This is a genomic window from Pseudomonas sp. TMW22090, from assembly GCF_022496665.1.
Lineage (GTDB): Bacteria > Pseudomonadota > Gammaproteobacteria > Pseudomonadales > Pseudomonadaceae > Aquipseudomonas > Aquipseudomonas gregormendelii.
The window spans coordinates 412431-431799 of the sequence record NZ_SCFH01000006.1 but is presented as its reverse complement, the minus strand read 5'-3'; the positions used below and the strand labels follow the sequence as shown (position 1 = coordinate 431799).

Genomic DNA, 19369 nt, shown 5'->3' with positions numbered 1-19369 from the left:
AGATTCGCGAAAAGTAGGGGTTTTGCTCAGGAAACAGCAGCACGCCAGCTTCACTCGATCTGTGTGGGCGGCTCTCTGTGGGCGATGTCGAGGGTCAATACAGGCGCATTGACAATGTTGCGGGGCCCGATCAGGAGACGTCCTTATAATCGGGGGGAGATTGTAGCGAAGAAACGCAGGGAAATGGTCGTGTTTTATGACTTTTGTTCGGCGTCCGGTCAGGTGGTCAACATACGCGGCGCCCGCGCACGTGGCTGACGCTGGATCACCCGGGCACTTTGAGGCAGTGGCTGGTGCAACCAGTTGAGGCGGATCTCGTCGATTTCGACCCAGCCGTCCCCCATTGGCTGGAGGCTGCACTGCTTGAACGCCTGGCAGCGACCCTGGCGGTCGAGCAGGGCAAAACAGCGGTGCAGGGGGCGGGGGGCGAACAGCGAAATGAGAAAGCGCATGGCAAGATTCCTCCTGGGGTTGCCTGAAGGTTGGCATTGAGCGGTGACGGGACGGTGTATGAGCGATGACAGGTGTGTGACAGACAATGATTCCTGAATGCACTTCAGGCTTTTCCTTATTTGTGGCGCTGGTTCCCTGTCATGGCGCACAGCTATACTGCGACCTTGTTTGTGCCTGATTCTGGAGAGAAGAGCATGTTGCAACGCTTGTTGTTCGGTTTGATCGCTGTGACCAGTTTGACCCTCGTCGGCTGCGCCCACAGCCCGCAACAACTGAGCCCGGAGCCGAAGCTGACCACGCAGCTCGCGCCCGTTGGCCATGGCCAGCAGGTGGTGGTGCGGGTGGTGGATGGCCGTCCTTCGCCAACCCTGGGTACCCGCGGTGGCATGTACCCGGAGACCAGCGCGATCACCGTGCAAGGTGCGCAGATCCTGCCGAAGTTGCAGGCCCAGGCTGAAGCAGCCGTGCGTTTGCTGGGCTTCACCCCGGTTTCCAGCGCCAATAACGCGCCGCAATTGACTGTGACCCTGGCCGAGCTCAAGTATCAGTCGCCCAAGGAAGGCATGTACGTGACCGAGGCTACTATCGGCGCCACGTTCCGTTCCGATGTGCAGAATGCCAATCGTCGCTACAGCGGTCGCTACGGCGCCTCCCTGGACCAGCGTTTCGGCATGGCACCTAATCAGGAAACCAACACCAAGCTGGTCAGCGATGTGTTGAGCGATGCGTTGACGCGCCTGTTCAAAGACCCGACAGTGGGTCAGGTGCTGGGCCAATAAGCGTTCGCGAGATGGAAAAAACATGCCCGGGACCAGAAATGGACCGGGCATTTTTATGTCAGGCCGCCTGGGAATAGAAATCCAGCACGCTGATCCCCGTGAGCAAATCCGTCTCAGGCAAGTCCTCATGCTGATGCCCGCCCAATGCGCAATACACCAGCCAGTGGCGGTCCTGGACATTAAAGGACAGGCTTCCCACAAGGTTCTGCTGTTCTTCGCTTGGGGCGATCAGGTAGAGGCGATCCTGGTTTTCGGCGTGCAGCATGACGTTTTCCGTGTCGGTTTCGAGGGGCGCCAGACTGACCCAGTCAGATGACGTCGCCGTGACACAGAACAGCATTTGCTCAGTTTTTCGTTATTTGTCGGAAAGGTGGGGGCAGGTGGGCGGCCTTTCGGTAGAATCCGCGCCGCAGTCGTCGATCTGGCGACTTGCCATATCCGATTCGCCAGAGGTTCGTGATGTCGCTGCATTTGATGACGCTGTTTATCGCCCATCCCGCCAAGTTGATCAACCTGCTGGCCCTGCTGCTCGCCTTCCCGGGCAGCTGGCTGCTGCATGCCACCCGTCGCCGCGAGCAGCGCGCACTGGCCAGTATCGAGGCCCAGCGCCAGAGCCGGCCAAGCGTGGAGCCGACCCTGGATTGGGCGACCTTGCGCATGAACCGGTTTTTCTATCGCTTTGGTTTTGCATGCCTGGCGCTGGCGCTGGTCGTGTCGTGGGTCAGCACGCAGTTTTGAACCTCTAAGAGAAGATCGCGGCCTGCGGCAGCTCCTGCCTATAGGGGCAATCCGGCCTTGACCCGATACTGATTACGCACCGGCGTCGCATACTGCTGGATAAGGTACGGACGATGGTCCGCAGGGCATTCGTCCAGGCGCCGCTGCCACTCCTCCCGAGCCTTGGCCAGCTCATCCGCCGCGAATACCTTGGCCGCGTCTGGCACCTGCAGTTGCGGATCCGCGTCCTGCCATTGGGCGTAGGCCAGGTAATGCACCGGAAACAGCCGATACCCCCCGAGGATCTGCTTGTCCATCTCGATCGCCAATTGCTTGGTGTCGTCGAAGACCTGGGTGATGGGCGCTGCAAAGTTCACATGCACTCGGCCCTTGTACCCGGTGATTCCCTTGGCAATGCTGACATCATCCTCGCCCGGCACCTTGGTGTAGGTGCCAGTGGTGGCGCGTATGTACAGTTCGCGGGCCTTGGCCTGGTCGCAGGGGTCATATTCGTAGCTGATCGATACCGGAGTCAGGTTCAGAGACCGAATGACCTCGCCGAACGGCTCGTCCTTGCGGCTCATGTGAAACATCTTGAGGATCGCCGACTCGGTCCGGTCATCACCATCCTTGGCCCGACCTTCAGCCTGGGCGATCCAGATCGAGGCGCAGTCGTTGCGGATCGAGTGATTGATGTACGCCGAGAGCAACTGGTACGCCGCCATCTTTTCCCGGCGACCGGTGATCGAGCGATGCACGATGAAGCTCTTGTTCAGGCGCATCAGGTCGCTGACGAAGGGTTTCTGCAGCAGGTTGTCGCCAATCGCGATACGTGGGGTCGGCAGTCCCGCGTGGTACACGGCATAGTTGACGAAAGCCGGGTCCATCACGATATCGCGGTGGTTGGCGATGAACAGGTAGGCGCTGCCGGACTTGAATTGCTCGACGCCGCTGTAGGTGACGCCGTCGGTAGCACGCTCAATGGTGTGGTCGACATACACTTCGACTTTATCCTGCAGGCTTGCTACTGAATTCACGCCGGCGAACTCACGCCGCAACCGATGAGCTATAAGAGGTTTGAGCGCCCAGCCAAGGGCTCCGGCAAAGCGCGGGAAGCGGAAGTGGGTGAGGATATCTAGAAACGCCTTGTCGCTGAGCAGCCGTGCCAGCACCGCCGGGACTTCGCTGTCGTCGTAAGGTCGGATGGTATCGAATTCGCCCATCATGCTCTCTTGTTGGAAACGGCTAGGGTAAGTAAAGGTTTTGATCAAACCAACGGGGCACGGTCTGAAAAATAGACAGACAAAAATAGCCCTGCAAATAGACCGGCGATTATACGCACAAGTCACCTGGGAGACCGCGATGCTGGAAACCGAGCGCTACGAATGTCCATATTGTGGTGAGCAAGCCGAGGCTGTACTGGACTTGTCCGGTGGGGATCAGACCTATATCGAGGACTGTCCGGTGTGTTGTCGCCCGATAACCTTTGTACTGCAGACCGATGGTCAGGAATGGTTGCTGGAAGTCCATAGCGAAAACGAGTGAAAGGGGCATGACATGCAGCGAATCTACGAACCGGAAAACCTGATGGAAGGGGAGTTGCTGCAAGGCATGCTGGCCAGCGAGGGGATCGAGGCCCACCTGGTGGGGCGGGACCTGGTCGGAGGTACGGGAGAATTGCCCATCTACGGGTTGCTCGGGCTGTCGGTTGACAATGACCAGGCGGCCTACGCGCGTGAGCTGATCAGCGCTTACAATGCCGCGCTGCCGCTGCCCGGGGATGAACCGGAGAGTTTCCCCGGCACGCTGGTCTGTTAGGCTGGCGTTCGTTTGATCAAGAGTTGTGCTGCCCCATGTGTGGACGTTATGCCCTGTTTCGCTGGAACCCCGCCTTCGCGGCCCTGCCTGGTTTTCCCGTTGATCAGCAGGCCCAGTGGAACATATCCCCTACCGATTCGGTGCTGATGCTGCGCGCTGGCGCTGATGGCCAGCGCGAGTTGGCGCGCGCGCGCTGGGGGCTGACCCCGCCGTGGCTGACCGATCTTTCCCGCACGCCCGCGCATGCCCGAGCTGAAACCGTGGCCGAACAACCCATGTTCCGCGAAGCCCTGCGCCTGCGCCGTTGCCTGTTGCCGGCCAACGGGTTCTACGAATGGCGCGGCACCGCGCGCAAGCGTCCGTACTGGCTGACGCCGGGTGAGGGCGCGTCGCTGTTTTTCGCGGCAATCTGGGAGGCATATCCGGTGCAGGAACAGGTGTGGTTGAGTACGGCGGTGATCACGCAGCCGGCCGCGAGCCAGCGTCGGCCATTGATTCTGGATGCCGCCGGGCAGCAAGCGTGGCTCGATCCAGAGACGCCGTTGCATGCCTTGCAGGCCCTGCTGGCGAGCGAGCCTTCGCCCTTGCGCGAGCGGGTGCTGGCCAACCTCATAAACGATCCAAAGCTCAATGGCCCGGAGTGTTTGACGCCGGGTTAGGCGCTGCCATGGGCAATTTTCTGCTCGGGCTAGGACCTTTTCCTCAAATGAGCGTCTGTATGTCTGTTGTATCTGGCGCCGATGACATTCCGCGCCTAGGATACCGGCATGTTTTCAAGGAGCTTTTCGATGAACAAGACATTGGTTTTGTGTGCACTGAGCGCAGGTCTGCTGCTCGCCGGTTGTCAGTCGGTCAACACCACCAGCGGTGGCGCGGTAGGTGTTGAGCGCAAGCAGTACATGTTCAGCATGCTGTCGACCGACGAGGTCAACCAGATGTATGCCCAGTCCTACCAGAAGACCGTCGGCGAAGCGACCACCCAGGGCGTCCTGGACAAAACCAGCAATGATGCCAAGCGCGTCCAGGCGATTGCCAGCCGGCTGATCGCCCAGGCGCCGGTGTTCCGTCCGGATTCGGCGCAGTGGAAGTGGGAAGTCAATCTGATCAAGAGCGACGAACTCAACGCCAACTGCGGGCCGGGCGGCAAGATCATTTTCTACACCGGGCTGATCGACACGTTGAAGCTCACCGACGATGAAATCGCGGCGATCATGGGCCACGAAATCGCCCACGCCCTGCGCGAGCACGGGCGTGAAGCAATGTCCAAAGCCTATGGTATCGAGATGGCCAAGCAGGGCGCCGGTGCGCTGTTCGGCCTGGGCCAGGACAGCCTGGCGCTGGCGGACACCGTGGCCAACTACGGCATGACCTTGCCCAACAGTCGCTCCAACGAAAACGAGGCGGACCTGATCGGCCTGGAACTGGCCGCTCGGGCCGGCTACAACCCGAATGCAGCGATTACCCTGTGGAACAAGATGAGCAAGGTCTCGGAAGGCTCGCCGCCGGAGTTCATGAGTACTCACCCGGCTTCGACCAGCCGGATCGCTTCGCTGGAAGCAGCGATTCCGAAGGTGATGCCGCTGTACGAGAAAGCGCCGAAGTCTTGATAGTCATGGGGTGATGCCGCTGACGCCTTCGCGGGCTAGCGCTCCCACAGGTCCCGTGGTGGCCACGAATTTTGTGATCAACACCAACCCTGTGGGAGCAAGGCTTGCCCGCGATGAACGATAACGCGGTCTAGCGACCTACCTTGTCAAACCCACCCGCTGCTCTGCATCGCCTTGTACACCGCAACGATCGCCAGGATGAAGAACGCCGAAGCCGCCAGGCGGCGAATCAGGGTCAATGGCAGTTTTTCCGCGGCAAAGTTACCCGCCAGAACCACCGGCACGTTGGCAATCAACATGCCCAGGGTGGTACCAATGATTACCAGCCACAATTCCGGGTACTGCGCTGCGAGTATGACGGTGGCGATCTGGGTCTTGTCGCCAATCTCGGCGAGGAAGAACGCGATCAGCGTGGTCACGAACGGCCCGAACTTGCGTGCGGTGCTGGCTTCGTCGTCATCCATCTTGTCCGGCACCAGGGTCCACAGCGCAGTGGCGGCGAAGCTCGCGGCCAGGATCCAGTGCAGCATCGCATCCGAGAAGAAACTGCCGACCCATGCGCCCACTGCGCCGGCAGCCGCATGGTTGGCCAGGGTGGCAGCGACGATGCCGGCGATGATTGGCCAGGGCTTGCGGAAACGCGCGGCGAGAATGAGGGCGAGCAGTTGCGTCTTGTCACCGATTTCGGCCAAGGCAACGATTGCGGTTGGAACGAGTAGAGAGTCCAGCATCAGGGATTTTCCTAAGGGGCGGGTCGACACGGCTATGACACGTACAGCCTCCCCGCCCCGGGTAAGGTGTTCGTGTCATAGGTCTTGTCAAACCCTGAGGTCCGTCTGTGCGGACCTTGAGGTCGCATACGCCATGGTCTGAGGACCAAGTATGTTGACGTATGCCGGACGAGCGTGGCGCTCGTGGGAGACTACTCCCCTAGGACGGAGCGGATTCTGCCTAGGCAAATCCAAATGAGCAAGTCTCTTTTGGCAGAAAAGATTTCAGCCGCGCTTGGCGCGATAGATCCTGAAGCCCTGTCCTTCGGCCTTGATTGCACATACTCCAAGGTGCTCTTCGATCAGCGGCTGGTACTTCAGGAAGCTGTTGGCAACCAGGCGCAGTTCCCCGCCGTTTTTCAGATGTTTGGCCGCTTTTCGCAGCAAGTTCTCGGTGGCGAAGTAGTCGGTATGCACGCCCACATGGAACGGCGGGTTGCTCAGAATCGCGCTCAAACCCATAGGTGCAGCATCGATACCGTCACCGGTTATCACGTCTGCTTCAAGGCCGTTGGCGGCCAGCGTCAGCCGACTGCTGGCGGCCGCGAAGGCGTCCACGTCGAGCAGGGTCACCTGATTGTGCGGATAGCGGCGCTTGACCGCCGCCCCCAGCACACCGGCACCGCAACCAAAGTCCAGCAGATGACCGCTTGGCAACTTGTCGAGGTGCTCGAGCAGCAGCGCACTGCCGCGATCCAGGCGGCCGTGGCTGAACACCCCGGGCAGGCTGATGACGGTCAGCGGTCCTTCAGACAGGTCCAGCTCATAAGTCTGGGCCAGGCTTTCCAGGGATTTGGCCTGCGGCGCATCGGCCACGGTGACCAGCCACAGCTGGCAGTGGCGCGCGCTGTCGAGCTTGCGCGGTTTGCCAAAAGGATTGAGTTGCTTGGCGGCGCCTTCGATGCCGCTGCGCTTCTCGCCCACCAGGTACAGCTCGCGACCGGCCAGGCGCGAGGCCAGGGCGTTGAGAATGTAGTCGGTGAGGTCCTTGGATTTGGGCAGAAATACCACTGCTGTAGCGAACTCGTGCTCTGGCGCGGTCACCCCAAAGTGGCTGCGCCCGGCGAAGCGGGCATCGAGGGCTGCTTGATCGCCAGCGTGCCAGCACCAGCCGTGGGCATCGGGCAGGCGTCCCAGCAGATCATCGGCGGGCAACCCGGCGAGCAATACCGACCCCTGGAATAACTCGGCCTGACGAAGCAGTACTTCACTGCGCGGATCCATAATCTGCTCCCTGGAAAAAAGTGCCGCAGTCTATCAACTGACGACACGCAGCGCTTTACCGCTGAAGTATCCCTGCGAATTTTCCGTGAGTTGGCCGACGATCCGCTGGCGCGCTTCACGACTGCCCCAGGCGTTGTGCGGGGTGACGATCAGGCGAGGGATGTCGTCGGCCAGCAGTGGATTGCCTGCGGTCGGTGGCTCTACGCTGAGCACGTCGGTGGCCGCGCCGCCGAGGTGGCCGTTGCGCAAGGCGTCGGCCAGCGCCTGCTCGTCAATCAGGCCGCCTCGGGCCGTGTTCACTACAAAAGCGCCGGGTTTCATCGAGGCCAGTTCCGGGGCTCCAATGAAATGACGGGTGTGTTCGTTCAGTGGGCAGTGCAGGGTCAGGGCGTCGATCTGCGGCAGCAGCTCTGCCAGTGGCAGGCGATCCGGCCTGGCAGGGCGCCCCGGTATCTGGCCCAGCAGCACGCGCATGCCGAATGCCTGCGCCAGGCGGGCGACGGCGCCACCCAGTTCGCCATGCCCCAGCAAGCCAAGCGTCTTGCCTTCAAGCTCGACGATTGGATAGTCCAGCAGGCAGAACTGTTTCGCCTGTTGCCAGCGTCCTTCGCCGACGGCTTTCTGGTAGTCGGCCAGGCGGGTCGCCAGGTTCAGCAGCAACATGATGGTGTGTTGCGCCACCGAGGGTGTGCCGTATCCCTGGCAGTTGCACACGGTGATGCCGTGGGCGCGCGCGGCGGCCAGATCGACATTGTTGGTGCCGGTGGCGGCAATCAGGATCAGCTTCAGCTCGGTGCTCGCGGCGATGGCGGCTGCATCGATCACGGTTTTGTTGCTAATGGCGACAGTCGCGCCCTTGAGTCGCTCGGTCACCTGGTCTGGCGTTGTCTGGGCGAACAGTTGCAAGTCGCTGAAGCAATCGCGCAACGGTGCCAGGTCGAGGTCGCCCAGGTCCAGGGAAGGATGGTCGAGGAAAACTGCGCGGTGAGTGTTCGTCATCAACTGTACCTTTTGTGCATTGATCTGAAGGCGTAATCTGCCGAGCCTAACAGATGAAACAATCAGTTACTCATCGCAGGGCTGGCCTATACGCCGCTGGATTTCGCCAGGCCTGCCACTAAGGATTTGCGCATGTATTGGACAGAGTTCTTGACCGTTGCCCTCATTCACCTGCTCGCCGTGGCCAGCCCCGGTCCGGACTTTGCGGTGGTGGTGCGCGAAAGCGTGACCCACGGTCGTCGCGCCGGCACTTGGACTGCACTGGGGGTTGGCTCGGCGATATTCCTGCATGTGGGTTATTCGCTGCTGGGCATTGGGCTGATCGTGTCGCAATCGATCGTGCTGTTCAACGCCTTGAAATGGGCCGCCGCCGCTTACCTGCTGTACATCGGATTCAAGGCGCTGCGTGCGCAACCGGCCAAGCAGGTGACCGACGACCTGCACAAGGAAGCCGGTGAGCGCACTGCCCGTGGCGCCTTCACTTCGGGCTTTGTGACCAATGGTCTGAACCCGAAGGCCACGCTGTTCTTCCTGTCGCTGTTTACGGTGGTGATCAACCCGCACACGCCGTTGTCGGTGCAGGCTGGCTACGGCGTCTATCTGGCGGTGGCCACGGCGATCTGGTTCTGCCTGGTGGCGATGCTGTTCAGCCAGCAGCGAGTGCGCGCCGGATTTGCGCGCATGGGCCACTGGTTCGATCGGACCATGGGCGCGGTGCTGATTGCCATCGGGGTGAAACTGGCGTTTACCGAAATGCATTGAAGGAACTGGCGAGCGCCGCGCCATCTTGTCGCGGCCAATCCGTTACCCGGGTTGTTTCGACTGGCGCTGGCGGACGTAATCCAGAAACCCGTCCATGTCGCTGCTGCACAGCAACCGTGACGCAGTTTTCACCTCTTCCATCGGCCAGTCCCACCAGGCAGATGCCAACAGTTCCTGGCGCACGTCTTCCTCGAAGCGCCAGCGAATGTGCCGGCTGGGGTTGCCGCCAACGATCGCATAGGGTTCCACGTCACGGGTGACCACGGCCCCCGCAGCGACTACTGCGCCATGACCGATGGTGACGCCCGACAGGATCAGCACATTGGCGCAGATCCAGCAGTCGCTGCCGATTACCACATCACCCTTGGTCGGGCTGCAGCCGGGAATATCCCGTGCTTCGTCGATCATCAACGGGAACGGGTAGGTGCTGACCCAGTCGGTGCGATGCCCGCCGCCGAGCAGAATCTGCACGCCTTCGGCTATCGAGGTGTAGGAGCCGACCTTCAGGATCGTATCGTCACCAAACTCCATGACCTCGGGAATGCCATAGGTCCCCACGCCTATTTCATAGCGGGGGTAGCGCAGGCGAATTTTCTCTGGCGCCCGTTGCAGTTTTTCCAGGCGCTTGAGGTGCTTGCGGATTTTTCGTTGTTTGAGTTTTTCGAGAAATTTCATGACCAGGCCTGGAAACGGGGAGGGGCGCTCAGCGATGCAGCATCAGGCGTTTCAAACGGCGGAAGCTGGTTCGGTTCAGGTGACGCCAGGGAATGGAGCGCAACAGTTTCCAGGCTTCCTTCTTGTCTTCGACTACCGCGTACTTGAGGGCCTTGTTCACCAGTTGCGTGCGAGCGCTCTGGTACGCGGGGTGGTCCAGGTACGGCGCGATGGCTTCAAGGTCCGCCTGTAGCAGCACCTTGTACTTTCTCGACAGATTGTTGGGGTGACGGCGATAGCGGGTCACGCACACCGGCAGCTCATGCACCTCGTAACCCACGCGGGCGATGCGCAGGGTCATCTGGAAATCCTGGACCCGCAGGCTTGGCGCATAAAAGCCGGCACTGCGCATGGCGCTCATGCGATAAAGCGCAACCGGAGCACCGATCACCACGGCGCCGCTGAGCACCTTGTCGAAGTCGTAGGTGCGGATCTCGTCGCGTTGTTGCTGCTTGATGGTATTGCCGTCGCTGTCCATGTAGATGATCAGCGCCCCCACACAGCCAACTTGCGGGTGCTGGTCCAGGTAATCCACCCGGATGCGCACGGACTGCGGCAGCATGATGTCGTCCAGGTCCGGCGTGGAAACGTAGTCGCCCTTGGCATAACGCAAGCCGTGGTTGAGGGCCGCGCTGACGCCCTGGTTGGCCTGGGTATACAGCTGGAAGTCATGGGTTTGCTGCAATTGCCTGAGCATCGCGATGCTGTTGTCGCTTGAGCCATCGTCGACGATGATGACTTCAAAATTCGGGTAATCCTGAGCGAAGATGCTGGCGATCGCCTCTTCCAGGTATTTTTCCGCGTTGTAACAAGGCGCCACAATGGAAACCAGGGGCGCTTGTTTACTGGAGCAATCCAGAGGGTCGGTCACTTCAGTATTCATCGCTGTCATTGTGTCGGTAAAAGTGCATAGGCTCGCACGAAACCCTGCTGGCATCCATTACAAGTTGCCCGGCGCAGGCAATAAGCTTGGCCGCCAGAGGCTGTGGGTGATGGCGCAAAGCTAGCATTTGACCCTTCGATGAAATCATTCCTTTGGCTGATTTGATGCCCGGGCCGGCGCATTAGAGTGCTGCTTTCAGCCACGACCGTGCAGTCAGGAAAAGGGATTCTTATGTTGCAGACTCGCGTTATCCCCCCAGCCGAAGGCGCTTACCAATACCCGCTGCTGATTAAACGCCTGCTGATGTCGGGTGCCCGCTACGAGAAGACCCGCGAGATCGTCTATCGCGATCAATTGCGCTACAGCTACCCGACCCTGATCGAGCGCGTGGCACGGCTCGCCAACGTACTGACCGCCGCCGGCGTCAAGCCGGGGGATACCGTGGCGGTGATGGACTGGGACAGCCATCGCTATCTGGAATGCATGTTCGCCATCCCGATGATCGGCGCGGTGATCCACACCATCAACGTACGTCTTTCACCGGAACAGATCCTCTACACCATGAACCACGCTCAAGACCGCTTCGTGCTGGTCAACAGCGAGTTCGTGGGCTTGTACAACGCGATCGCCGGTCACCTGACCACCGTCGAGAACACCCTGCTGCTGACCGACTTGCCGGAAAAAACTGCTGACCTGCCCAATCTCGTGGGGGAATACGAGCAACTGCTGGCGGCAGCGAGCGCCCAATACGATTTCGAGGATTTCGACGAAAACTCGGTCGCCACCACCTTCTACACCACCGGCACCACCGGCAACCCCAAGGGCGTGTACTTCACCCATCGGCAACTGGTACTGCACACCATGGGGGTGTCGACCATCATGGGCGCCATCGACAGCGTGCGCCTGCTGGGCACCAATGATGTGTACATGCCGATCACCCCCATGTTCCACGTGCATGCCTGGGGCTTGCCGTACGTGGCGACCATGCTCGGGCTCAAGCAGGTTTACCCCGGTCGTTACGACCCGGAATTTCTGGTGGAGTTGTGGCGCAGGGAGAAGGTCACTTTTTCCCACTGCGTACCGACCATCCTGCAGATGGTCCTCAATGCCAAGGCCGCGCAGAACACCGATTTTGGCGGCTGGAAAATTGTCATCGGCGGCAGTGCCCTGAACCGGGCGCTGTATGAGGCCGCCAAGGCCAAGGGCATTCAGTTGACCGCAGCCTATGGCATGTCGGAAACCGGCCCGCTGGTGTCCTGTGCGCACCTCAACGACGAACTGATGGCAGGCACTGAAGACGAGCGCACTACTTACCGCATCAAGGCCGGTGTGCCGGGCCCGCTGGTGGAGGCGGCGATCGTCGACGCCGAGGGTAATTTCCTGCCGGCCGATGGCGAGACTCAGGGGGAACTGGTACTGCGCGCGCCATGGCTCACCGAAGGCTATTTCAATGAACCGCAGAAGGGCGCCGAGCTGTGGGCGGGCGGCTGGTTGCATACCGGCGACGTGGCGACCCTGGACACCATGGGCGTGATCGATATTCGCGACCGCATCAAGGACGTGATCAAGACCGGCGGCGAGTGGATTTCTTCCCTGGACCTCGAAGACCTGATCAGCCGACATGTAGCGGTACGCGAAGTAGCAGTGGTGGGCATCGCCGATCCGCAGTGGGGCGAGCGCCCGTTCGCCTTGCTGGTGATCCGCGAAGGCCACGTAATCGGGGCCAAGGAACTCAAGGAACACCTCAAGCCATTCGTGGAACTGGGACACCTGAGCAAGTGGGCGATCCCGAGCCAGATTGCTCTTGTTACCGAAATTCCCAAGACCAGCGTCGGCAAGCTGGACAAGAAAAAAATCCGCCTCGACATTACCGAATGGCAGGCCAACAACAGCACCTTCCTCTCGACGCTTTAAGCGATCCTGGCGTGCCCGAAAAGGCACGCCAGCCCCACCAAGCAAGCGCTTGGCTTGTGAAATCTGAATTTTCAGCCATTCTTCCCGTGCCGACAGTTGTCGGACTGGCGAAAGGACTGTTCCAGAGTGGCTGGCAGCTGCAAATCACACTTTAGAGGGATCAAGCTCTACTACCTGCTGGCTATAGTCCGCTCAAGGATTTTTAAGAACGAGCGCAAACGCACAAACGGGGCGATGCACATTGGATTGAATTCGGAACGCCCTGGCGTCCGGTCAGCCACAACGTTTTTAAAAGTACTCACTGCCATAACAATAATGCACATGGAGTAGCGTCGATGACATCAGTAAACCAGTTCTGGCGCCGGGCGAAATTGCCTTTGGCGGTCAGTCTTGCTTCTACGCTCGCCGGGCCCGCATTCGGCGTCAGTTTCAACATTGGTGAAATCGAAGGTCAGTTCGACTCTTCTCTCTCCCTGGGCATGAGCGTTTCCACCCAGTCGCCGAACAAGAACCTCATCGGGGTCAACAACGGCGGCCACGGGCTGTCCCAGACTTCCGATGACGGTCACCTGAACTTCAAGAGCGGCCAGGCCTTCTCGAAGATTTTCAAGGGTATCCATGACCTTGAATTGAAATACGGCGACACCGGTGTGTTCGTGCGGGGCAAATACTGGTACGACTTCGCACTGCAAAACGAAGACCTTGAATTCAAGAACGTCAGCAACGACAACCGCAAGGAAGGCGCCAAATCCTCCGGCGGCCAGATCCTCGATGCGTTCGTCTACCACAACTACTCCATCGCCGATCAGCCGGGCTCCGTGCGTCTGGGCAAGCAGGTAGTGAGCTGGGGCGAAAGTACGTTCATCGGCGGTGGCATCAACTCGATCAACCCGATCGACGTATCCGCATTCCGTCGTCCGGGTGCCGAGATCAAGGAAGGCCTGATCCCGGTCAACATGTTCTACGTCTCCCAGAGCCTCACCGAGAATCTCTCGGCTGAAGCGTTCTACCAGCTGGAATGGGACCAGACCGTCGTCGACAACTGCGGCACCTTCTTCTCCCAGCCGGACATCGTTGCCGATGGCTGTGACAGCAACCTGCGGGTGTTGAACAAACGCTCGACCATCCCGGCCATTGCCCTGGGCCCGTTGGCTGGTGCTGGCGTAGATGTCAACGAGGAAGGTGTGCTGGTCCGTCGCGGCCCCGATCGCGATGCGCGGGACAGCGGCCAATGGGGCGCGTCCCTGAAGTACATGTTCGATCCGCTGGACACCGAATTCGGTGCCTACTTCATGAACTACCACAGCCGTGCGCCGATCTTCAGCGCCACGGGTGCCCCGCAATCGGTGTACAACACCGCCGCGGGCCTGCCGGGTCCATTCGCTGCACTGGCACCTTTGCTGGTGGCGGGCAACTCGCAGTATTTCATCGAATACCCCGAAGACATTCGCCTGTACGGCTTGAGCTTCTCCACCACCCTGCCTACCGGTACGGCGTGGAGCGGTGAGATCAGCTATCGTCCAAACGCGCCGGTGCAGCTCAACTCCACCGACATCCTGTTCGCCGGTGTACGTCCATTGGGCGGCGCCCTGGGCAATGCTTCGCTGCTGACTGGCGTTCCTGGCCAGGACCTGCACGGTTATCGTCGCAAGGAAATCACCCAGTTCCAGACCACCCTGACGCACTTCTTCGATCAAGTGATGGGCGCCAGCCGTCTGACCCTGGTAGGTGAAGTGGGCGTGACTCACGTCGGCGGCCTGGAAAGCTCTTCTGACGTGCGCTACGGCCGCGATCCGGTCTACGGTCCAGGTGAACTGCCACCGACTGGCCCTGCCGGTACCGACACCTGCGCCAACATCCTCAACGCCAGCACCATCAACGGTGCAGGTGCTGGTTCGCCGCAGAACAACCGCAGTCGCAATTGCACCAACGAAGGCTTCACCACCGCAACCTCGTGGGGCTACCGCGGTCGTGCGATCTGGGAATACAACGACGTATTCGCCGGCGTGAACCTCAAGCCTAACGTGGCCTGGTCCCATGACGTGAGCGGCTACTCGCCTGGCCCAGGCGGTAACTTCGAGGAAGGTCGCAAAGCGGTCAGCCTGGGTGTTGATGCCGAGTACCAGAACACCTACACCGCGAGCCTGGCGTACACCAACTTCTTCGACGGCAAATACACCACTGTGGACGATCGCGACTTTGTTGCGCTCAGCGTCGGCGTGAACTTCTAAGCACAGTATTTTCAGGACGAACACACATATGAAAATAACAAAGAGTCTGTTCCAAGCCGGTGTTCTGGGACTTTCGCTGCTGGCGACCAGCGTCATGGCGGCGGTTCCCGCTGCCGAGGCGGACAAGCTGGGCAAGAGCCTGACACCGATGGGCGCCGAGATGGCGGGTAACGCCGACGGTTCGATCCCGGCCTGGAAACCCATGGCCAAAAATGCGGGCACAGTCGACAGCAAGGGCTTCCTGTCCAACCCGTACGGCAGTGAAAAACCGCTGTTCACCATCACCGCGCAGAACGTGGATCAGTACAAAGAGAAGCTTGCCCCGGGCCAGTACGCGATGTTCAAGCGTTACCCGGAAACCTTCAAGATGCCGGTCTACCCGTCTCATCGCGGTGCCACCGTGCCGGATGAAGTGTTCGCCTCCATCAAGAAAAACGCCGTCAACACCAAACTGGTGTCCGGTGGTAACGGCCTGGAAAACTTCGAGACTGCCGTCCCGTTCCCAATTCCGAAAACCGGCGTTGAGGTTATCTGGAACCACATCACCCGTTATCGCGGCGGCAGCGTGACTCGCCTGGTCACCCAGGCCACGCCACAGCCTAACGGCTCGTTCAGCCTGGTGTATTTCCAGGACCAGTTCGTGTTCCGCGACAAGATGAAGGATTACGATCCGGCGAACCCGGGCAACATCCTGTTCTACTTCAAGCAGAAAGTGACCGCGCCGGCACGTCTGGCCGGTGGTGTACTGCTGGTGCACGAAACCCTCGACCAAGTGAAGGAGCCGCGTTCGGCGTGGGTCTACAACGCCGGTCAGCGTCGGGTGCGTCGCGCCCCGCAAGTGTCTTATGACGGGCCGGGTACTGCCGCCGATGGCCTGCGTACCTCTGACAACCTGGACATGTACAACGGCGCGCCAGATCGCTACGACTGGAAACTCGAAGGCAAGAAAGAGATGTACATCGCCTCCGACAGCTACAAGCTCGACGATCCGAAGCTCAAGTACGTCGACATCATCAAGGCCGGCCACATCAACCAGGACCTGGCTCGATACGAGCTGCGCCGGGTGTGGCATGTGGTTGCAACCCTGAAGGAAGGTCAGCGCCATATCTACGCCAAGCGTGACTTCTACATAGACGAAGACACCTGGCAGGCGGCGGTGATCGACCACTACGACGGTCGTAATCAACTGTGGCGCGTTGCGGAAGCCCACGCCGAGAACTACTACGACAAACAAGTGCCGTGGTACGCCCTGGAAACCCTGTATGACCTGCAATCGGGTCGTTATCTGGCGCTGGGCATGAAAAACGAAGAGAAGTCGGCATATGATTTCGGCTTCACTGCCACCACCAGCGACTTCACCCCTGCTGCATTGCGTCAGGATGGTGTTCGCTAAGCTGTACTGAACAGAGGCCTCACCTTCTGAAAACGCCCCGACTGGCTCGGGGCGTTTTTTTGCCTATCGCTCCTGTAGGAGCGAACTTGCTCGCGAAAAACCTGAGGGCTCTGCGGGGAGTCAGGCAACCCGCGTCATCGTTTACGACCATCGTGAGCGAGCTCGCTCCTACAGGGCCTGTATGCATTCGGGCGTAGAGCTTGATGGCCTTTTTGTAGCCATTTGTAGCAATAACCTTCATTACCTCTTCGTTTACCGCTAGTCTGCGGACATCTGCAACGCCGCCACCCGCCATCAAACAAGAGCCGGCCATGACTGATCTGTCCCCCATCCCGGGCCCTGCAAGCGTTGCCGTCGCGGCACTGGACGGACGTTTTTTTCGCCCGCCGCTGCCTGATGGCCACGTGCTGCGGCCGCGTCTGTGCGAGCGACTGAGTGCCGGGCTTGGCGGCAGGCTGTTGCTGATCAGCGCCCCGGCAGGGTTCGGCAAGAGCTCCCTGGCCGTGGAATTCTGCCAAGGTCTGCCCGCGCACTGGCAGAGTCTGTGGCTTGGCCTGAGTCCGCGTGACAGCGACCCTGGGCGGTTTCTTGAGCGGCTGCTCGAAGGTCTCCAGGATTTTTATCCCAAGCTTGGCAGCCAGTCCCTTGGCCTGCTGAAAATGCGCCAGCGCCATCAGCCATTTGCTTTCGAGGAGTGGCTGGACGGCTTGCTCGATGAGCTGGCCGTGCACTTGCTGCCAACCGCTCCACTGTTGCTGGTGCTCGATGACTACCACCTGGCCCAGGGGCCGGTGCTCGACCGTTGCCTGCAATTTTTCCTCAATCATTTGCCTGACGGCCTGCTGGTGATGGTGACCAGCCGCCAGCGCCCGGACTGGCATCTGGCGCGCCTGCGCCTGTCCCGGCAATTGCTCGAACTGCACGAGCAGGACTTGCGCCTGACTCACGACGAAGCCCAGACCCTGCTTGATCGCCACAGCACCTCACTGCGCGGCGAAGCTCTGGAAAACCTCATAGAGCGCAGCGAAGGCTGGGTCGCTGGCCTGCGTTTCTGGCTGCTGGCCGCCTCCGAAGCGGGCAGTGACGGTGCATTGCCTCAGTCCCTGCATGGTGGGGAAGGGCTGATCCGCGATTACCTGCTTGAGGAAGTCATCGATTGCCTGCCCGCCGAAGTGCAGGCCTTCCTCTACGACACCGCCCCCCAGGAGCGCTTCTGCAGCGAACTGTGCGACGCCGTTCGCGAGGCTCACGACAGCGCAGAGATCCTGCGATTCCTGCTGGCTCACCAGGTGTTCCTGGTGCCCCTGGACGAGCAGGGCCACTGGTATCGTTATCACCATTTGTTTTCCGATCTGCTGCGCACCCGCCCCACCGCCCAGGCCATCGTGCCGGCAGCGAGCCTGCACCTGCGCGCATGCCGCTGGTTCAACGCCCAGGGGCTACTCGATGAAGCGGTGGAACAGGCGTTGCGTGCCGGTCACCTGGACGTCGCAGCGAATCTGGTGCAGAACCTGTCCGAAGAGCAGCTGCTGGCCGAACAGAACGTCGGTATGTTGCTGCGCTGGAAGATGGACTTGCCCGACAGCCTGCTGATCAGTACGCCGCGCCTGATCGTGCTGTACAGCTGGGCCCTGGGGCTGGCCTGCCAACTGGACGCTGCCGAAGAACTGGCCAGTCATCTGAGCCGCTTTCTGCCGGCCCCTTCGGCCACGGCGCAAAAGTCCATGCTGGCGCAGTGGCTGGCCCTGAGCGGGATTATCGCCCGCGGACGGGGCAACCGTGAACTGACCCTGCTGTATTGCACTGAAGCCCTGGAGAGCCTGCCGTCCAAGCGCTATGGCCAACGCTTGATGTGCCTGTCGACCTTGTCCAACCTGGCCATCGCCGACGGCGACCTGTGGCGTGCACGCGGGTTGAACCGCGACTCCCTGGAGCTGGCACAGCGGGTGGGTAATCCATTGTTCGAGGCGCTGGCGCATTACGACCGTGCCCGAGTGCTCCAGGCCCGCGGGGAAATCCTGCGGGCGCTGGATGAGGTGCGCCAGGGCCTGCAGCGCCTGCAAGGGCTGTCGCCGCAACGCCTCTATGCCGTTCGCGCACGCCTGACGTTATACGAAGGATTTCTATTGGCCATGCGCCTGCAGCCACAGGCTGCGCGCATTCGACTGCAGGCTGGCCTCAGCGAAGCACGAGCCTGCCGGGATATCAGCGTGTTGATCGGCCATTGCGTGATTGCCCGAATCGAAGGCAGCAGCGGCGAGTTTGCCAAGGCATTCGCCGAACTCGCCGAAGCCGAGCGCCTGATGCATATCTGGGACGTGCCGCCGATTTATTACCTGGCGATGATTACCCTGGTCAAATGCGAGCTATGGCTGGCCCAGGGCCGCACCGACCTGGCCGAAGCCTGGCTGGCGCGTCTGAGCCAGACCTACAACGGCGAAAACCCCGCTGCGCCGCCGGAATTTCATCCGCAACTGCCCTTGCATATCGAATTGCAGCAGGCTTTGCTGGAGGTCATCCAGGGCCAGTTGATGCTGGCCGAGGGGCGGTTGAACGCACTGCTGGAAAACGGCCAGCAAACCGGGCGGCAGATGCTCAGCGTCATGGTGCTGACCCAGAAGACCGAGCTGCTACTGGCCAGCAACCGCGAACCTGAAGCCCGGCAAAGCCTCACTCAGGCCCTCGATGCTGCGATTGGTGGCGTGGTGCAACCTTTCGACGGCTTGCTGAGCAAACATCCAGCCTGGTTGCGCGAGCAACTCCAGCACAATGCCAGGACCGCAGTTTGCGCCGCCCTGGCAGAGCATCTGCCCGCCATACCACCGCGCATAGCCTCGGAGCCATCCCACGCCTGCGAGCAACTGAGTGCCCGGGAACTGGCCGTCCTGAAGCTGATTGCCCAAGGGTGCTCAAATCAGGAGATCAGTGATCAGCTGTTTATTTCGCTGCATACGGTGAAGACGCATGCCAGTCATATCAACAGCAAGCTGGGGGTAGAGCGCAGGACTCAGGCGGTGGCGCGGGCGAAGGAGTTGGGTGTATTGGGGTGACGCTGTCGGGCCCGCCAGCCTGTGCCAGAATAGGCCATCCATTAATTTCAGGAAC

The 19369-nt window shown here is 60.5% G+C and carries 19 protein-coding genes, 1 pseudogene and 1 riboswitch; of the genes and pseudogenes, 11 read left to right on the top strand and 9 right to left on the bottom strand.

Features of this window, described 5'->3' with window-relative positions; genetic code table 11:
- Positions 1-218: 218 nt before the first annotated feature.
- Positions 219-452 carry a hypothetical protein gene (locus EQV97_RS19290; RefSeq protein WP_045059246.1) on the bottom strand — a complete coding sequence of 78 codons (234 nt, stop codon included), beginning with the start codon at positions 450-452 and terminating at the stop codon, positions 219-221.
- A gap of 195 nt (positions 453-647) precedes the next feature.
- On the opposite strand from EQV97_RS19290, the gene EQV97_RS19285 reads away from it, so the two are divergent.
- A complete protein-coding gene (locus EQV97_RS19285; RefSeq protein ID WP_122838760.1) occupies positions 648-1232 on the top strand; it encodes a YajG family lipoprotein in 585 nt (194 codons plus the stop codon).
- A gap of 58 nt (positions 1233-1290) precedes the next feature.
- Here EQV97_RS19285 and EQV97_RS19280 read toward each other — a convergent pair whose 3' ends face one another.
- Positions 1291-1497, bottom strand: a complete 207-nt coding sequence (locus EQV97_RS19280; protein ID WP_122838833.1) for a hypothetical protein — start codon at positions 1495-1497, stop codon at positions 1291-1293.
- Between the two features lie 194 nt (positions 1498-1691).
- On the opposite strand from EQV97_RS19280, the gene EQV97_RS19275 reads away from it, so the two are divergent.
- Positions 1692-1970, top strand: coding sequence for a hypothetical protein (locus tag EQV97_RS19275; RefSeq protein ID WP_045059248.1), 279 nt, complete (start codon positions 1692-1694; stop codon positions 1968-1970).
- A 38-nt stretch (positions 1971-2008) separates the two neighbouring features.
- Here EQV97_RS19275 and EQV97_RS19270 read toward each other — a convergent pair whose 3' ends face one another.
- Positions 2009-3172, bottom strand: a complete 1164-nt coding sequence (locus tag EQV97_RS19270) for a 1-acyl-sn-glycerol-3-phosphate acyltransferase (protein ID WP_205940063.1) — start codon at positions 3170-3172, stop codon at positions 2009-2011.
- 139 nt (positions 3173-3311) lie between these two features.
- Here EQV97_RS19270 and EQV97_RS19265 point away from each other — a divergent pair, with 139 nt between their 5' ends.
- The 4 genes from EQV97_RS19265 (at position 3312) to EQV97_RS19250 (ending at position 5374) form a co-directional block, all read left to right on the top strand.
- Entirely contained in the window at positions 3312-3494 is a 183-nt protein-coding gene (locus EQV97_RS19265) for a CPXCG motif-containing cysteine-rich protein (protein WP_122838762.1), read from the top strand.
- 12 nt (positions 3495-3506) lie between these two features.
- A complete protein-coding gene (locus EQV97_RS19260; RefSeq protein ID WP_045059251.1) occupies positions 3507-3767 on the top strand; it encodes a DUF2007 domain-containing protein in 261 nt (86 codons plus the stop codon).
- 35 nt (positions 3768-3802) lie between these two features.
- The gene (locus EQV97_RS19255) at positions 3803-4426 is read left to right on the top strand and encodes an SOS response-associated peptidase (protein ID WP_240889541.1); all 624 of its coding nucleotides are present in this window, start codon (positions 3803-3805) and stop codon (positions 4424-4426) included.
- Positions 4427-4555: 129 nt separating this feature from the next.
- Positions 4556-5374, top strand: a complete 819-nt coding sequence (locus EQV97_RS19250; protein WP_045059253.1) for a M48 family metallopeptidase — start codon at positions 4556-4558, stop codon at positions 5372-5374.
- Positions 5375-5520: 146 nt separating this feature from the next.
- Here EQV97_RS19250 and EQV97_RS19245 read toward each other — a convergent pair whose 3' ends face one another.
- The 3 genes from EQV97_RS19245 to EQV97_RS19235 all read right to left on the bottom strand — a co-directional run bounded on the left by EQV97_RS19245 (position 5521) and on the right by EQV97_RS19235 (position 8367).
- Entirely contained in the window at positions 5521-6105 is a 585-nt protein-coding gene (locus EQV97_RS19245) for a TMEM165/GDT1 family protein (protein ID WP_045059254.1), read from the bottom strand.
- Between the two features lie 90 nt (positions 6106-6195).
- Positions 6196-6317: riboswitch (yybP-ykoY riboswitch) on the bottom strand.
- A gap of 52 nt (positions 6318-6369) precedes the next feature.
- Complete coding sequence (locus EQV97_RS19240; RefSeq protein ID WP_122838764.1) at positions 6370-7368, bottom strand: class I SAM-dependent methyltransferase; 999 nt, start codon at positions 7366-7368, stop codon at positions 6370-6372.
- A gap of 33 nt (positions 7369-7401) precedes the next feature.
- A complete protein-coding gene (locus tag EQV97_RS19235) occupies positions 7402-8367 on the bottom strand; it encodes a 2-hydroxyacid dehydrogenase (protein ID WP_240889539.1) in 966 nt (321 codons plus the stop codon).
- A gap of 132 nt (positions 8368-8499) precedes the next feature.
- On the opposite strand from EQV97_RS19235, the gene EQV97_RS19230 reads away from it, so the two are divergent.
- Positions 8500-9129, top strand: a complete 630-nt coding sequence (locus EQV97_RS19230; RefSeq protein WP_225569541.1) for a LysE family transporter — start codon at positions 8500-8502, stop codon at positions 9127-9129.
- 42 nt (positions 9130-9171) lie between these two features.
- Here EQV97_RS19230 and EQV97_RS19225 read toward each other — a convergent pair whose 3' ends face one another.
- Together EQV97_RS19225 and EQV97_RS19220 are read right to left on the bottom strand one after the other, a co-directional pair.
- Positions 9172-9804 carry a CatB-related O-acetyltransferase gene (locus EQV97_RS19225; RefSeq protein ID WP_122838767.1) on the bottom strand — a complete coding sequence of 211 codons (633 nt, stop codon included), beginning with the start codon at positions 9802-9804 and terminating at the stop codon, positions 9172-9174.
- A gap of 28 nt (positions 9805-9832) precedes the next feature.
- Positions 9833-10726 carry a glycosyltransferase gene (locus EQV97_RS19220; RefSeq protein ID WP_240889537.1) on the bottom strand — a complete coding sequence of 298 codons (894 nt, stop codon included), beginning with the start codon at positions 10724-10726 and terminating at the stop codon, positions 9833-9835.
- A 231-nt stretch (positions 10727-10957) separates the two neighbouring features.
- Here EQV97_RS19220 and EQV97_RS19215 point away from each other — a divergent pair, with 231 nt between their 5' ends.
- The 3 genes from EQV97_RS19215 (at position 10958) to EQV97_RS19205 (ending at position 16264) form a co-directional block, all read left to right on the top strand.
- Positions 10958-12640 (top strand): fatty acid--CoA ligase, encoded by a 1683-nt coding sequence (locus tag EQV97_RS19215; protein WP_122838769.1) that lies wholly within the window; start codon positions 10958-10960, stop codon positions 12638-12640.
- Positions 12641-12975: 335 nt separating this feature from the next.
- Positions 12976-14871 carry a DUF1302 domain-containing protein gene (locus EQV97_RS19210; protein WP_122838770.1) on the top strand — a complete coding sequence of 632 codons (1896 nt, stop codon included), beginning with the start codon at positions 12976-12978 and terminating at the stop codon, positions 14869-14871.
- Between the two features lie 28 nt (positions 14872-14899).
- Positions 14900-16264 (top strand): DUF1329 domain-containing protein, encoded by a 1365-nt coding sequence (locus tag EQV97_RS19205; RefSeq protein ID WP_122838771.1) that lies wholly within the window; start codon positions 14900-14902, stop codon positions 16262-16264.
- Between the two features lie 73 nt (positions 16265-16337).
- On the opposite strand, the pseudogene EQV97_RS19200 reads toward EQV97_RS19205, so the two are convergent.
- A pseudogene (locus EQV97_RS19200) lies at positions 16338-16451 on the bottom strand (outer membrane lipoprotein carrier protein LolA); the annotation flags it as partial.
- Positions 16452-16575: 124 nt separating this feature from the next.
- Between EQV97_RS19200 and EQV97_RS19195 the strand changes: the two are divergent.
- Positions 16576-19314, top strand: a complete 2739-nt coding sequence (locus tag EQV97_RS19195; protein WP_122838773.1) for a LuxR C-terminal-related transcriptional regulator — start codon at positions 16576-16578, stop codon at positions 19312-19314.
- Positions 19315-19369 lie beyond the last annotated feature (55 nt).